Source organism: Trinickia fusca, assembly GCF_003628145.1.
GTDB classification, from domain to species: domain Bacteria; phylum Pseudomonadota; class Gammaproteobacteria; order Burkholderiales; family Burkholderiaceae; genus Trinickia; species Trinickia fusca.
The window spans coordinates 1-13,145 of sequence record NZ_RBZV01000006.1 but is presented as its reverse complement, the minus strand read 5'-3'; the positions used below and the strand labels follow the sequence as shown (position 1 = coordinate 13,145).

Sequence of the window (13,145 nt, the reverse complement as noted above, 5' to 3'; positions counted from 1 at the left end):
GACCCTCCTCTCATACCAGTTCGGCGACCGGGCTCGCCTGGGCGGCGGCCGGCTCTTTGCTCTTTTCCCGCAGCTGAGCCACGACGTCGGCGCTACGCAGGTCCGGGGCGAGCCAGCCATCGAGGTCGTACTCGGCCATGCAGTGCTCGACGAACTCGGTCATCTTGTCCACGCGGCCGCTCCCCTGGGCGACGGCAAGGGTGTCGAGCCGGCTCTTCTCGTAGCTGCCCGAGTAGTTGATTTCATACAGCTCGTGGCGTGAAGCGAACTCCGAGCCGATCGCATCCCACAGCAGCTTCATGAGCTTGACGCGCTCGACCGAATCGACGCCGTCGGCGCCGCGCACATAGCGGTCCAGATACGGCCGCTCTTCCGGATGCCGAAAATCGTCGGCATGTGCCGGCAGGTAGATCAGCGAGCTTGCAACGGTCTTGCGGATGAGGTTGATCACGCGGCTATAGGCGTCGCCGGCGAGCGAGCGGTAAGCGAGCGCCGACTCGGTATCGGGGAGCACGAACTCGCCCTTCCAAGGCTCGGTGCGCCATGCCATCGAGTCCGACAGTCCCCAGAGCATGTGCCGGAGCGCGATCGCTTCCCCGACGGCGCCTTGCACCCCCTGGAAGCCTTTCGTGCCAGCGATTTCAACGGCCTTCAAGAACAGACCACAGATGAAATCGAACTTCACGGCGAGGCGCGTGCAGCCGTGCAGCAGCGTTCGGCCGAAGAACCCTGAATGCTCGACGAAGCGGTTGGATTGCTCGACGCCGTACATGAAGACGTCTTCCCAAGGCACGAACACGCGGTCGAACACGAGGATCGAGTCGTTCTCGTCCATGCGGCTCGAGAGCGGATGATCGAACGGCGTGCCATTCTTCGACGCGTTGAGCTCGTACGACTGGCGGCAGATCAGCTTCACGCCCTTCGCGTTCGTCGGCACCATGAACACGGGCGAGAACTTCTTTTCCTTGTAGACGACGTTGTAATGGGCGACGAACGTGAAGTGCGTGAGCGCAGCGCCCGTTGCAACGACCTTCGCGCCGCTGATGATGAGGCCGGCGTCGGTCTCTTCGTCAACGTGGACGAACACATCGGAGTGGTTGGGGTCCTTGTGCCGGTCAACGGGTGGGTTGACGACGGCGTGATTGATGAACGGCAAGCGTTTGCGGGTGAGGTCATACCAGCGTTGAGCATTCTCGGCGTACTCGCCGTAGAGCTCCTTGTTGGCGCCGAACGTGCCGATCCAGGCGGCCTTGAAGTCCGGAGTGCGGCCCATCCAGCCGTAGTTGATGCGCGCCGTCTCGGCAATCGCATCGCGAGCGAGCAGTTGCTCTTCGGCCGAGCGTGGCGCCTGGAAGAAACGGTGGCAGCGCAAGCCGCTGCCGTCGTCCATCGGGATGGTCAGGATTTCACGGCGAGATTCATCGTGCAGGGCATCGTAGAAGCGCGCGATCATGCGAGCCGAATTCTTGAACGCCGGATGGTCCACTACGTTCCGGACGCGTTCCCCGTTCAGCCAGACCTCGCGATCGTCGTTCAGGCTCGCGAGATATTCGGCCCCCGTATAGATGGCAATGTCGTCGTTCTTTCTCGCAGCCATAGCGGCGAGAGTCGCGTCGTTATTCATAATGGCCTCCTTCGTCATGGTTGAATGCCAAGTTCAATTGCTTAGTAATGCGAAACAACGGCGCCGAGCCTTTAAGGGGGCGCTATCCTTGCAACATCTAAACGTGGAATCGACTAGCGTGAGCTGCTGGCAAGCGCTGGCCAGCACGATCGGGTCGTAAGGCCGAGCCCGTCTTACCCAAAACGAATCAAGCAATGGAACGCAGTGTATGGGCGCGCTTTCGCGTGAGCAACTCGCATTTCAACGATGCGACTTCTGGAAATAATGCGAAAGGCATCGTGACCGATCGCTGGTCCCTTCATTGGCGGTGGCTTCGGCGATGTATCCGTGGACGGGCATCGCATGCATGGCGTCGCATGATTCGATCAAGCCGCCGCGCAACTCGCGTTTCGGGCGACAGGAACCCATGACTGCGTCTTGCGTTGGCACTCGGTACTTGGCAATCGCCTGCACACGCGAGCGAAGCAATCGAGCTAGATCGACATCTCGCAGGCTTCCCTGACCAGCGCGCGGATGGCTTGATTGGCGGGGTCCGCATGAAAGCGAGGGTGCCAGGCCTGCGAGATCAACACGGGGGGCGTCGCGACGGGCAACTCGCGCGTGCGCATCCCGTACCGGCCCGTTTGTGTCAATCGTTCGGCAACCGACACGACGAGGTCCGTCTCGCGCGCGATCGAGAGCGCCTCGGCAAACGTTGGCGCGACGGCGATCACCTGCCGCGAGAGGCCGAGCGCTTGCAGCATGTCGTCGATCGGGCCGCTCGTGCGGCCGCGCCGCGACACCGTCACGTGCTGATACCGGCAGAACAGCTCAGGCGTGATTTGCGCCACTTGTTCGAGCGGATGCCCGACGCGGAATGCGGCCACGAAGCGGTCGCGAAAGAGCGCTTGCCGCACGATCTCAGGGCCGATATCGGCGATGACGCCGATGTCGAGGTCGATCAAGCCCTCGCGCAACGATTCGACGTCCTGCTGCCCTTGTGCATTGAAGCGCAACTGGACGAGCGGCGCGGCCTCCATCATCCGGCGCAACAGCACGGGGCCGAAGGTGCTGATGAACCCGTCGTCCGCGCGGATCGTGAACACGCGCTCGAGCGTGCGCAAGTCGAAATCCTCGCCGCTGCGCAGGAGCGCGCGGGCCCGCTCCACGACCTCGCGCGTGCCTTCGCGCAGCGCAAGCGCGCGCGGCGTCGGTACGAGCACGCGGCCGGCGCGTACCAGGATCGGGTCGCCGATCATCTCGCGGATCTTGTTGAGTGTGCGGCTCATCGTCGGCACGCTCAGATTCATGCGCTCGGCGGCGGCCGTCACGCTGCCATGGGTGAGCAACGCGTCAAGGGCAATCAGCAAATTCAGGTCTAAAGGCTCGGACATACCGGTAACTCGGAATTGGAATGGTTATAGGGAAGCGGAAGCACCGTATGGCGACCGCTGCCTTTGTTTGGCGCAAACGTAACACGATCCTGAGTTGCATAAAATGAAATCTATGTTTTAGATGTAGATCATTTCTGAAAATGACTCGGGCCGCTAACCTCCGCATCAAGATCAAAAGACGGAGTCGGTATGGTTGGCGAAAATTTCCTGAGGCGAAGAACGAGCCTCATCTTGAGCGCGGCACTCGTGTCGCTTTGCGGGTGCGCGCCCGGCAGCATCGTGCCGCATGCGACCTTGACCGCGCCGGGCGCGGCCGACACGGGGGCGAGCATCGCCGATGCGGCCGCCGCGGGTGGGCAGCGTCCCGAGGTGGCGGCCGATGGCTGGTGGAAGGCCTACGGTGACCCCCAGCTCGACGCGCTCGTCGAGCGTGCCACGAACGAGGCGCCCAGCGTCGCGCTGGCCGCGGCGCGCATCGAACAGGCCCAGGCGGAGCTCGGCGCTGTCGCGTCGGAAGACAAGCCGTCGTTGACTGGCAACGCTGACGCGCTCGTCGAGCACTTCCCCGATCACTACATCTATTCGAACCAGTACGCGGGCAAAGCAGGCAGTGAAGGCCGCATCACAGTCGACGCCTACTACCGCCTCGACTTTTGGGGCAAGCGCCGCGAAACGAAAGCGGCGGCCGCGGAGCGCGTCCGCGAGGCGCGGGGCGCGGCGGCCGACGCCCGCCTGCTGCTGCAGACGGCCCTCGTCGAAGCCTATGTCGGTCTCGATGCGGCTTACAAGATCAGCGATATTGCGACGGCCGCGGTGACGCGCCGCCAAGGCGTGATCGACCTGTTGCGCCTCAGAGCCCGATCCGGCCTCGCCACCGAGATCGATGCCGTACAGGCACGCGACGCCATCACCGACACGCGCAGCGAAATTGCGCGCCTGGCCGGCGAGATCGAGCGGCGCCGCCACCAGATCGCCGCCCTCATGGGCAAGGGCCCCGCCTTTGGCGATGCGCTCAAGCGTCCGACGCTCACCGGTATCGCCGACCCCGCCCCGCTCTCGCCCGTCCCCGCCGAGCTGCTTGGGCATCGGCCCGACGTCGAGGCGGCGCGCGCCAATGTCGAGGCCGCCGCGCATGGGATCGGCGTCGCCAAGGCCGCGTTCTATCCCGACATCGACCTTAACGCCTTTGCCGGCTTGAAGAGCCTCGACCTCGGGCAGCTTCTGCGCCCGGGCAGCCTCGCGCTCGGGTTCGGCCCTGCGGTAACGCTGCCGATTTTCGAGGGGGGGCTGCTCACCAGCAACCTGAAACGCCGAACGGCCGAATACGACGCGGCCGTGCTCACCTACAACCAGACGGTCGCGACGGCGCTTTCCCAGGTGGCGGACGGCATCGTCACGTTGCGTGCCGAGCATGCCCGCAAGCTCGAAGCCGACGAGGCGCTCACCCACTGGCGTCACGTCGTCGGTCTGTTGCATGACCGGGAACGACAGGGCCTATCGAGCGGGCTCGAGCGCCTTGCGAGCGAAACCGCGCTGCTCTTGTCCGAGCGCCGCTCGGCTGAAGCGGACGCGCGCGTCGTGCTGGCACAGACCGCATTGATACGTGCGCTCGGCGGCGCCTGGCGCCCCACGCAGGACGCCGCTGGCAAGCAGACCGCTTCGGCTCAATCGACCCTTTCTTCTATCGCGACGACCCATCATGAGTGACACTGCCCAAAACCAAGAAGTCCAATCCCGCGCCGTCACGCGCAAGAAACGCCTCACCGCCGTCGCGGCCGCCGTTGTGTTCGCAGGCGTCGCATTCACGCTCTGGGAGGTCTTATCCGACGGCGCGACGCGCACGACCGACGATGCCTATATCGGCGGCCGCATTGTGCAGATCACACCGCAAGTCACGGGCACCGTGACGCGTATCCTCGCCGACAACACCGACCGCGTCGCGGCCGGCGCGCCGCTCGTCGAAATCGATTCGACCGATGCGCGCATCGAGCTCGCCGCCGCGGAGGCACAGCTCGCCCAAGCAGTGCGCTCGACGCGTGGGCTCTTCGCCGCCGATGCGCGCTACGACGCCGACGTAAAACTGCGCCAGACGGAGCTCGAGAAGGCGAAGGCCGACCTGGCCGCGCGCCGCGCGATCGCCGGTAGCGGCGCGGTCACGGGCGAAGACGTGCGCCATGCGCAGGATGCCGTACTGGCGGCGCAAGCCGCGCTCGCCGCGGCCGAGCATCAGCGCACGCAGGCCCGCGCACAGATCGACGGGGCAACCGTCGAGTCGCATCCGCTCGTGCAGGCCGCGGTGGCGCGCGTGCGCGCGGCCTCGCTCGCGCTCTCGCGCAGCGTCGTGCGCGCGCCCGTCTCCGGCATGGTCGCGCAGCGGATGGTCCAGCTTGGGCGGCGCGTCTCGCCCGGCGATCGGATGATGGCCGTCGTACCGCTCGAACATCTCTGGGTGGACGCGAATTTCAAGGAAGTCCAGCTTAAAGGGGTCTGCCCGGGGCAAAGCGCGACGGTCACGGCCGACGTCTACGGCAAATCGATCGTCTATCACGGCCATGTCGAGGACGTCGAAGCGGGCACGGGCGCGAGCTTCGCGCTTCTGCCGCCGCAGAACGCCACCGGCAACTGGATCAAGGTGGTGCAGCGCGTGCCGGTGCGCGTCTCCCTCGACGCGGCCGATCTCGCGGCCCATCCGCTGCGCATCGGGATGTCCTCGGAGGTCGAGATCCATGCCGACGGCTGCGATCCGAGGCTCGCGGCCCAGCGCGCGCCGCAAGTCGACGACGCGGCTGCCGTCTATCAGGACGAGGAGAAGCAGACCGCCGCGCGCATTCAACAGATCGTCGCCGCCAATCGAGGGGGCGATCGATGACGGCCGCGAAACAGCCCATCGCGACGCTTTCGGGGCCGGCGCTCGGGCTCGCGACGATCGCGCTCGGCCTCGCTTCGTTCATGGCCGTCGTCGACATCACGATCGCCAACGTCTCGGTGCCGACCATCTCGGGCAACCTCGGCGTCAGCTCAGATGAGGGCGAATGGATCATCACCTCGTTCGCGATTGCCAACGCCATCTGCATCCCGCTGACCGGGTGGCTCTCGCGACGCTTCGGCCAGGTGCGCCTGTTCATCTCGTCGCTCATCGCGTTCACGCTCGCATCCGTGCTCTGCGGCCTCGCGCCGTCGTTCGAGACCCTGCTCGCCTGCCGCGTGCTGCAAGGCGCGGTGGCGGGGCCGATCGTGCCGCTGTCCCAGGCGCTGCTCGTCGCCGTTTTTCCGCGCGAGAGACAGGCATTCGCCGTGGCGATGTGGGCGATGACGAACATGGCCGGGCCCGTGGTAGGGCCGATGGCGGGCGGCTGGATTACCGATCAATACAGCTGGCCTTGGATCTTCCTCGTGAACGCGCCGGTCGGGTGCTTCGTCGTCGCGGCGGTCCTCTTCGTGCTGCGCGGGCGTGACACGCCTACCGTGCGGCTGCCTGTCGACATCGTCGGGCTGCTCTTGATTGCCGTCGCCATCGGCTGCCTGCAAGTGGCGCTTGACCGCGGGCGCACGCTCGACTGGTTCTCCTCGACGTTCATCTGCGTGACGGCGGCCGCCTCCGCACTCGGGTTCATCGGGCTCGTGATCTGGGAGCTCGGCGACGCGCATCCGATCATCGATCTGCGCCTCTTTGCCCACCGAAACTTTGCCGTCGGCACGGTCGCGGTCGGGGGAGGCTTCGGTCTCTACTTCGCGGCGCTCGTGCTCGTGCCGCTCTGGCTGCAGACGAACATGGGCTACAGCTCGACGTGGGCCGGTCTCGTCACCGCGCCGATGGGCGTGTTCGGCATCCTGCTCGCGCCGTTTCTCGGCAAGTGGGTGCGTCAGACGGACGCGCGCCTGTTCGCGAGCCTCGCCTTTATCGCATGGGCCGGCGTTGCCTGGTGGCGTTCGACGATGACGACCGACGTCGATGCCGCGACGATCGCCCTCACCTGTCTCGCGCAAGGCGTCGGCATCGGCTTCTTCCTCACGCCGCTCGTGAGCTTGTCGCTCGTTGGTGTGCCGCCGGAAAAAATCGCCGCGGCCTCGGGCCTGCAGACGGCGATCCGCATGATGTCGGGCAGCCTCATCGCATCGCTTGCGCAGACATTCTGGGATCAGCGCGCGCGCTTTCACCAGACCTACCTCGTCAGGACGCTGACGCCGCTCAACGATCAAACGGCTGCGGCCATCGCACGCCTGAAAAGTGGCGGCTTCGGCGAAGACCAGGCCTGGGCGATCGTTGCGCGGCAGCTGGACGTTCAGGCGCACATGTTGTCGCTGAACGACTTTTTCTATTTCTCATCCTTCGCCTTTATCGCCACGCTCGCGATCGTTTGGCTCGCGCGCGCACCGCGCAAGGTGTCGTGATTTTTTCGAAAGTGAGCATCGACATGCTTTTCAAATCGAAAACGCGCACGCTGTTGCCTGTCGAAGTCGTGCAGATTCGCGACGTGACGCCCCACATGCGGCGCATCACCGTGATCGGCGACGGCCTCCATACGATGGAGGTCACGCTGCCTGGGCAATGGGTCAAGATGTTCGTGCCGTCAGGCACATCAGACCCCTCAGGCAGCGAGAGCAAGATCGGCCGTGCCTATACGATTCGCGATTTCGATCGCGCGGCGGGCCGCATGGACATCGATCTGGCGCTGCATGGAGAGGAAGGGCCTGCGTCGAAGTGGGCCGTCCACGCGCGGCTCGGGGAACAGATCGAGCTTGCGGGACCACGCGGCGGATACGAGATCGACATGAGCGCGCGCCGTTACACGCTGATCGGCGATGCCACAGCGCTACCGGCGATCGCCTCGATCCTCCAGTGCCTGCCCGAATCGATCGACGCCGAAGCGTTTATCGAGGTCGCCGACACCCACGAGGAACAGGTGTTGAAGAGCCATGCGCGGCTGCGGGTGCACTGGCTCCATTCGGGACGTCGGTTGCCGGGCACGAGCGGGCTGATGGAAGCGCTCGTGCGTGAGGCCGATTTCGACACGCTCGGCCATCGAGTCTGGCTCGCCGGTGAATCGTCGATGGTGCGCGCGGTACGCGATCATCTGCTCGGCGAGCGCGGCCTGCCGCGTAGCGCTGTGCGGGCGGCAGGCTATTGGAAGCTCGGGGTGGCGGACCATCGCGAGCGCGATTGATTCAGCGGGGCTGGGCATTGCCATTTGGCACGCAGGCGGATGACACGAGTGCGTCGGCTCGCGCGCCGAACGCGCCTATTCCTTGACGATACGCAAGCGCCCCATCGAACTGGATATTGCCGAAGTAATGGCGATCGGTCAGGCCTAGCTCGATGAATGTATTGTTGCGTCGCTGTTGTGGGATTTCCGTGTCTTCGATGAAGCTTTGGCCGAACCGGCGTAACAGCCGGAACTGTGTGCCGAACACGTCGTTCTGGCTGCGTGACAGTACGCGATGCAGCTTGAAATCGACGGTCTTCGAATTGCCGCTCGCGACGAACGTCTGATTTACGCCCGCGATCTGCTGGTAGTACGTGTTCGTGTACGCGGACAGCGTCGCCGTCCAGTAGCCCCATGGGATCGCATAGAAGCCATTCCAGCCATGCGAGCCGAGGCGCTTATCGCCGAACTGGAGGTCCTGGTTCGCGCCAACGCTGAAAATGTCGTTCAGGCCGAGCGGGTTGTCGATGCCCAGCGATAGGCTGCCCTGCAGCTTGCCGGTCGCGCGCGTGCCGGAGTTGTCGATCGATGCGACGACGGTCCACGGCTTGCCGTGCTTCACGTCGAGCACGACGTCGCTTTCGCCGGGGACATCGGCGGGGACGATCTGCATCGATACGTCCTGGCTCGCCACGCGTTTCATCTGCTCGAGGCCCTGTTCGAGGTCGCGCAGGTTCAACAGTTCGCCGTTGTGGGTCGGAAACGCGGTTTTCCAAGTGCCTCGCAAATTGTCGTCAGCGAATCGCATATGGCGGATCACGCCTGGAATCAGTGAGAGCTTCAGGGTGCCGGTCGACAGATCCTGCTCGGGCAGCAGCACGCGCGTCGTGATGTAGCCGCGTGCCAGGATCGCTTGCGACAAGCCTTTGACGAGCATATCGAGCGCCTGTTTGCCGACGCATGCGCCGGCGTAGTGTTCCAACCATTCACGGGCGAATGCAAAAGGACCGAGCGGTAACGCGGATGCGCCTTGTGCTTTTACGGCATCGGACAACGAGTCTGGCACGTCGAGCACGATGCGGTCGATGCGGAAACACGGCGTTTCAGACGGCAGGACTGGGTACGCTTCGGCATGTGGGACATCCGAGCGCACCGAGGGTGCCTGCAAGGTCGCCTCGTACTGCTGTGCTTCGCGTTGTTGCTGCGCCTGTCGATCTCGCTCCGCGTTTGCGCGCGCGGCGGCAGTTCGGTCGGCAGACGTCGGGGCCTCTTCTGCTTGCGCCCCGAATGTCAGCAAGGCTATCAGCGATATGCCCACTGGTCTCTTCGTGAATGTCATATTCAATCGAATTTTGATTCTGGTCGACGCGCTCAACGCCACCGGCGGCGCCATGACTATCCCGTTCTCGCTCGGCAGAGCCCTGGATGCAGATCGCTGATCTATGGCTCCATCAAGCCGGTTTCGCCCCGGGTCGGCGCATGCGCATCCCGTTCACCCCCCGGAACTCCTGCCTCACCATTTCGAGTGAGCCCTACTGAGCGACCCGCCAAACAGCAACTCCAGCCGTAGCGGGGGGCGTTGGTTACAGCATCATCTGAACGCTTCGGGGATATTTTCGCATTGGCGTTCGCAGTCCCAATCTAGTGGTCTCTTTTTCGGCTCAAACCACTTGCATCCCTCGGCAATCCACTGATCTCGCTTCCTTTTAGTGCTTACCAGAGTGCAATCTTCGTAGCCAAACTCGGTGCCACAACATGGACATATGTCCCAAGATGGACTATCTCCATCATCACCCCAAGGCGGCGACGCCAATTCATAGCCGCATACTCGGCAGTTACTTTTGTGCATTGAAATAATCCAGATTGGTCGGATATCCGTGCTGGGCAGGATCCGGTTTAAACATCGTCTTCGGAACACCGCCCTTTGTCTTTACAGCAAAGGTGTTTGATGATGGATCGTAGAACAACGTATCGCCATTTGGCCGCGTCTTGGTCAACGTTCCCGCAGGCGGATTATTCACAAAGTCCCGTGCCGCTTGAACATACTGCACCGAGTTCTGATACTCCGAAAACTCCCCGCCATGCTTCGTCGAATGCCCATAAGCATTTTCAACTGGAGTCTTGTCCTTGGTGGAGGACCAGAAGGTACTCTTGTCGCCATCACCTCCGCGAACCGCCGTGGTGATGTAATCGACGAGCCCCTTAGCCTGATCCGGGATGATGGAGGTGATCCAATCATTTACCGTCTTCGCGTCCGGCATGGGATAGATCAGCGAACCTGCCTTGGCGCTCGGATCGAGCTCAGTGGCATTATCGACGATCACGCCATCGCCTTTCTTGCCGGGTTCCCCAAAGTATCCGCCCATGCCTTTCGGCAGAAACTGCGACGCACCGTCGGCCATTTGCGAGGCTTGGTTGTTCTCCACCTCAATCTTAGCCGCCCCGGCTGCCGTCGCTGGATTCAGCCCAGAAGCCTCTGCAACACCCGCCACCAAGCTCGTCACCAGATTGTCTCGCGCTTCGCGCTCGGTCGCCGTCAATCCTTCAGCTGGCTTGAGCAGGGTGCCGAGCACAGAGCTCGCTGCCGCGCCCATTGCCCCCGCGCCGCAACTCTGGCTGCCGGCCGCCGCGCCGGCACAGCCCACGATCGCATGCAGCGCCGCGCGTGCAGTGTCGCTATCCAGGTGATCGGCAATCTGCTTGACGCCATTGGTCCCCAGCTCTTGCAGGTACGCCACCGTCGCGTTCTGCGCGAATTGCCCCATGCTGTTCGTTACGTTGCCGCCCGCAGCGACCGAGAGCGCCGTCAGCACCTGACGATACGTCCCGCTAGGCCCCCAATCCGCGGACAGTTGATCGGCCTTTTGCTGCGCCACTGCTCGTTGTTCCGGCGTCAGGTTCGGATTATTCGCGGCCGCTTTCGCCGCATCGGCCTCCGCCGCCCGGTTCGCGACGAACGTCCCCACCTGATTCACGAACTGACTCGTGATGTCGAACCCGGCCTGCACCTTCTCCTTGTCAAAGATCGGCGCCAGCACGCCGCCCGTGTCCGACGTGTCGCGATTGAGGTTCGCGACCGTCTCATCGGCCGTCTTCCCAGTGAACTGCAGCTGCTTCGCGCTGTCGGTAATCGTGACAACGCCACCATTGATACCGCTTCGCGTAGTCGAACTCGCATCGTCCGACGCACTGAGCGCCACGGGCGGCGCCACCGCAAATCCACCGTCCCCCTTCGGCAGCGTCGTCCCCGCCACCGGGTTCACGTTCTCCGCGGTGCCTTTCTGGTTCTTGCCGATCGATCCCCCATAGCCGCCCGACAGCCCGATCGAGGAAGCGTCATACGAGGCATGATTCTCGATGTCGCTATACGTAAGCGTCGCCGTCGTCAGGCTATTCACGCCGTCTTGCACAGCCTTGTCGCTGCTCGCGATCACGCCGCCCTTCAGGTCCGTATTGCCTTTGACGTTGACCTGGAATCCGCCGTCGCCCGTCTTGATGCCCGACTGCTCGCCAACCGCCGCGTAGTCGCTGTTCATCTTCTGCTGGCCGACATTGCCCGCGACGCTCGACGAACCGTAGCAGAAGGGCGGCACGCACACGCTCACCGACACGCCCGCGCTTTGCTGTTTCGAATCGTAGTGATCGGTGTCCTGCAAGCTTTCGACATTCAGGTTGCCGCCTACATCGGCCACGACCTGCTTGCCCGATGCAACCGCCCCCTTGAGCGTCGTATCGCCGCCCGATTGAATCGTCAGTGTTTCGCCGGCCGTCACGTGCGTATTGGTCCACGTGCGCGATTCGCCGTCGGCATGCCCGCGGTTGCCGGCCACGCCCGCCGTGAAGGCAATCCCGTTTTGCGAGCCGACGCCAATCGACACCCCGACACCAAAGCTGCCGCCGCTGTTGGTCGAATGCTGGCTGCTCGTGCTCTGCGCCGCTTGCAGGTTCACGTTGCCGTCCGCTGCCAGCAGCGCTTTGTCCCCGGCCGACATCGTGCTGCCAATGACATTGATGTCGCTGTCCGCCCCTGCGCCCGTCGCCGTGATCGCCACATTGCGACCCGCCGACACCGTACTGCCCTGCGCCGTGCTCGCCTGCGCTTGCGACTGGCTGTCGCTCTTGCTGGCGCCCAGCGAAATATTGATGCCGACGCTTGTTGGCGACTGCGCCGGATTACCGCTGGCTGCACCATCGTAGAGGTTCTTCGTCGCCAGTCCCGTGGTCGCCGCGGCCAGCGCTGTCAGACGCGGATCGCCCTTGGCCTTGCCCGCCGCTTCGACCATCTGCTTGCCGGTCTGCGCCAACGCGATCACGGGATTCGACAAGCCCACCGTCACACCGGCCTGACGGTATTGCTGCTGCTCCGCCAAGCTCATCGTGTCGTAAGCCGAATCGAGCGTGACGGTCTTGCCCGCTACGGCGAGATCGCTACCGGCATGCAAAACGCTACCGGTCGCATGCACGTCGTTGCCCGCACGGATCGACACGTTGCCGTTGAGCGCACCGATTGCGCTGCCGTTGTTGGTCACGCTGGCCGACTGCTGCCCGTCCGTCATCGAGCGCGAACCGATCGACACCGACAAGCCGCCGTCCGACAGCAGGCCCATTTCCTTCTTCTCGTAGTAGGTGGACGATTGAACCGTGTCCTGAGATGTCTTGATGGTCACATCGCGGGCGGCCTTCAGCGTCACATCGTTGGTGCCGACGACATGGCTGCCCGTCACGTTGATGTCTCGGCCGCCGGCGAGCGTCACGCCATCGGCTGAAATCGTGCTGCCCTGGCTATAAGTCGCGGTCTGATCGATACCGCTCGCGACCTTCGAACCACTCAGCACGCCGCTACGGCTGTGCGTTTCATGCGCATTCAGTTCATGCGTTTCCGTTGCCGCGCCGACGTTCACGTCTCCAGCCGCCAGCAGGTTCGCATTGCCCTTGTCGAGGCTGATCGTGCTGCCGCTGACCGAAATATCCTTGCCTGACACGAGATTGACCGTGTCGCCGCCC

The 13,145-nt window shown here is 63.8% G+C and carries 9 protein-coding genes and 1 pseudogene; 6 read left to right on the top strand and 4 right to left on the bottom strand.

The window, feature by feature from the left end; translation table 11 throughout:
- Positions 1 to 10: 10 nt before the first annotated feature.
- Positions 11 to 1,624 carry a 4-hydroxyphenylacetate 3-hydroxylase family protein gene (locus D7S89_RS15580; protein WP_245982948.1) on the bottom strand — a complete coding sequence of 538 codons (1,614 nt, stop codon included), beginning with the start codon at positions 1,622 to 1,624 and terminating at the stop codon, positions 11 to 13.
- Positions 1,625 to 2,097: 473 nt separating this feature from the next.
- Positions 2,098 to 2,997 (bottom strand): LysR family transcriptional regulator, encoded by a 900-nt coding sequence (locus D7S89_RS15575; RefSeq protein WP_121278623.1) that lies wholly within the window; start codon positions 2,995 to 2,997, stop codon positions 2,098 to 2,100.
- Positions 2,998 to 3,228: 231 nt separating this feature from the next.
- Between D7S89_RS15575 and D7S89_RS15570 the strand changes: the two genes are divergently transcribed.
- The 4 genes from D7S89_RS15570 to D7S89_RS15555 are packed head-to-tail and all read left to right on the top strand — an operon-like array spanning position 3,229 to position 8,162.
- Complete coding sequence (locus D7S89_RS15570; protein ID WP_183085217.1) at positions 3,229 to 4,704, top strand: efflux transporter outer membrane subunit; 1,476 nt, start codon at positions 3,229 to 3,231, stop codon at positions 4,702 to 4,704.
- Complete coding sequence (locus tag D7S89_RS15565) at positions 4,697 to 5,866, top strand: HlyD/EmrA/EmrK family protein (RefSeq protein WP_121278621.1); 1,170 nt, start codon at positions 4,697 to 4,699, stop codon at positions 5,864 to 5,866. The genes D7S89_RS15570 and D7S89_RS15565 overlap by 8 nt, the downstream gene beginning before the upstream one ends.
- Positions 5,863 to 7,389 (top strand): DHA2 family efflux MFS transporter permease subunit, encoded by a 1,527-nt coding sequence (locus D7S89_RS15560; RefSeq protein ID WP_121278620.1) that lies wholly within the window; start codon positions 5,863 to 5,865, stop codon positions 7,387 to 7,389. The genes D7S89_RS15565 and D7S89_RS15560 overlap by 4 nt, the downstream gene beginning before the upstream one ends.
- A gap of 23 nt (positions 7,390 to 7,412) precedes the next feature.
- Positions 7,413 to 8,162 carry a siderophore-interacting protein gene (locus D7S89_RS15555; RefSeq protein ID WP_121278985.1) on the top strand — a complete coding sequence of 250 codons (750 nt, stop codon included), beginning with the start codon at positions 7,413 to 7,415 and terminating at the stop codon, positions 8,160 to 8,162.
- A gap of 40 nt (positions 8,163 to 8,202) precedes the next feature.
- Here D7S89_RS15555 and D7S89_RS15550 read toward each other — a convergent pair.
- Positions 8,203 to 9,480, bottom strand: a pseudogene (locus tag D7S89_RS15550) (ShlB/FhaC/HecB family hemolysin secretion/activation protein); the annotation flags it as partial.
- Between D7S89_RS15550 and D7S89_RS28170 the strand changes: the two are divergent.
- Both D7S89_RS28170 and D7S89_RS28305 read left to right on the top strand, forming a co-directional pair.
- Positions 9,452 to 9,580: a hypothetical protein gene (locus D7S89_RS28170; protein ID WP_281273141.1), complete on the top strand. Its 129-nt coding sequence runs from the start codon at positions 9,452 to 9,454 to the stop codon at positions 9,578 to 9,580. The pseudogene D7S89_RS15550 and the gene D7S89_RS28170 sit on opposite strands and share 29 nt — an antisense overlap.
- Positions 9,567 to 9,680, top strand: coding sequence for a SymE family type I addiction module toxin (locus D7S89_RS28305; RefSeq protein ID WP_121278619.1), 114 nt, complete (start codon positions 9,567 to 9,569; stop codon positions 9,678 to 9,680). Before D7S89_RS28170 ends, D7S89_RS28305 begins: the two co-directional genes overlap by 14 nt.
- A 296-nt stretch (positions 9,681 to 9,976) precedes the next feature.
- Here the strand turns inward: D7S89_RS28305 and D7S89_RS15535 are convergent.
- The coding region (locus D7S89_RS15535; RefSeq protein WP_121278617.1) for a hemagglutinin repeat-containing protein at positions 9,977 to 13,145 on the bottom strand (3,169 nt) is incomplete at its 5' end.

What these genes read in the sequence shown, in the direction of transcription:
- D7S89_RS15580 (WP_245982948.1), bottom strand. Translation starts at nt 1,624, where the DNA reads ATGAATAACGACGCGACTCTCGCCGCTATGGCTGCGAGAAAGAACGAC.
- D7S89_RS15575 (WP_121278623.1), bottom strand. Translation starts at nt 2,997, where the DNA reads ATGTCCGAGCCTTTAGACCTGAATTTGCTGATTGCCCTTGACGCGTTG.
- D7S89_RS15565 (WP_121278621.1), top strand. Translation starts at nt 4,697, where the DNA reads ATGAGTGACACTGCCCAAAACCAAGAAGTCCAATCCCGCGCCGTCACG.
- D7S89_RS15560 (WP_121278620.1), top strand. Translation starts at nt 5,863, where the DNA reads ATGACGGCCGCGAAACAGCCCATCGCGACGCTTTCGGGGCCGGCGCTC.
- D7S89_RS15555 (WP_121278985.1), top strand. Translation starts at nt 7,413, where the DNA reads ATGCTTTTCAAATCGAAAACGCGCACGCTGTTGCCTGTCGAAGTCGTG.
- D7S89_RS28170 (WP_281273141.1), top strand. Translation starts at nt 9,452, where the DNA reads ATGCCCACTGGTCTCTTCGTGAATGTCATATTCAATCGAATTTTGATT.
- D7S89_RS28305 (WP_121278619.1), top strand. Translation starts at nt 9,567, where the DNA reads ATGCAGATCGCTGATCTATGGCTCCATCAAGCCGGTTTCGCCCCGGGT.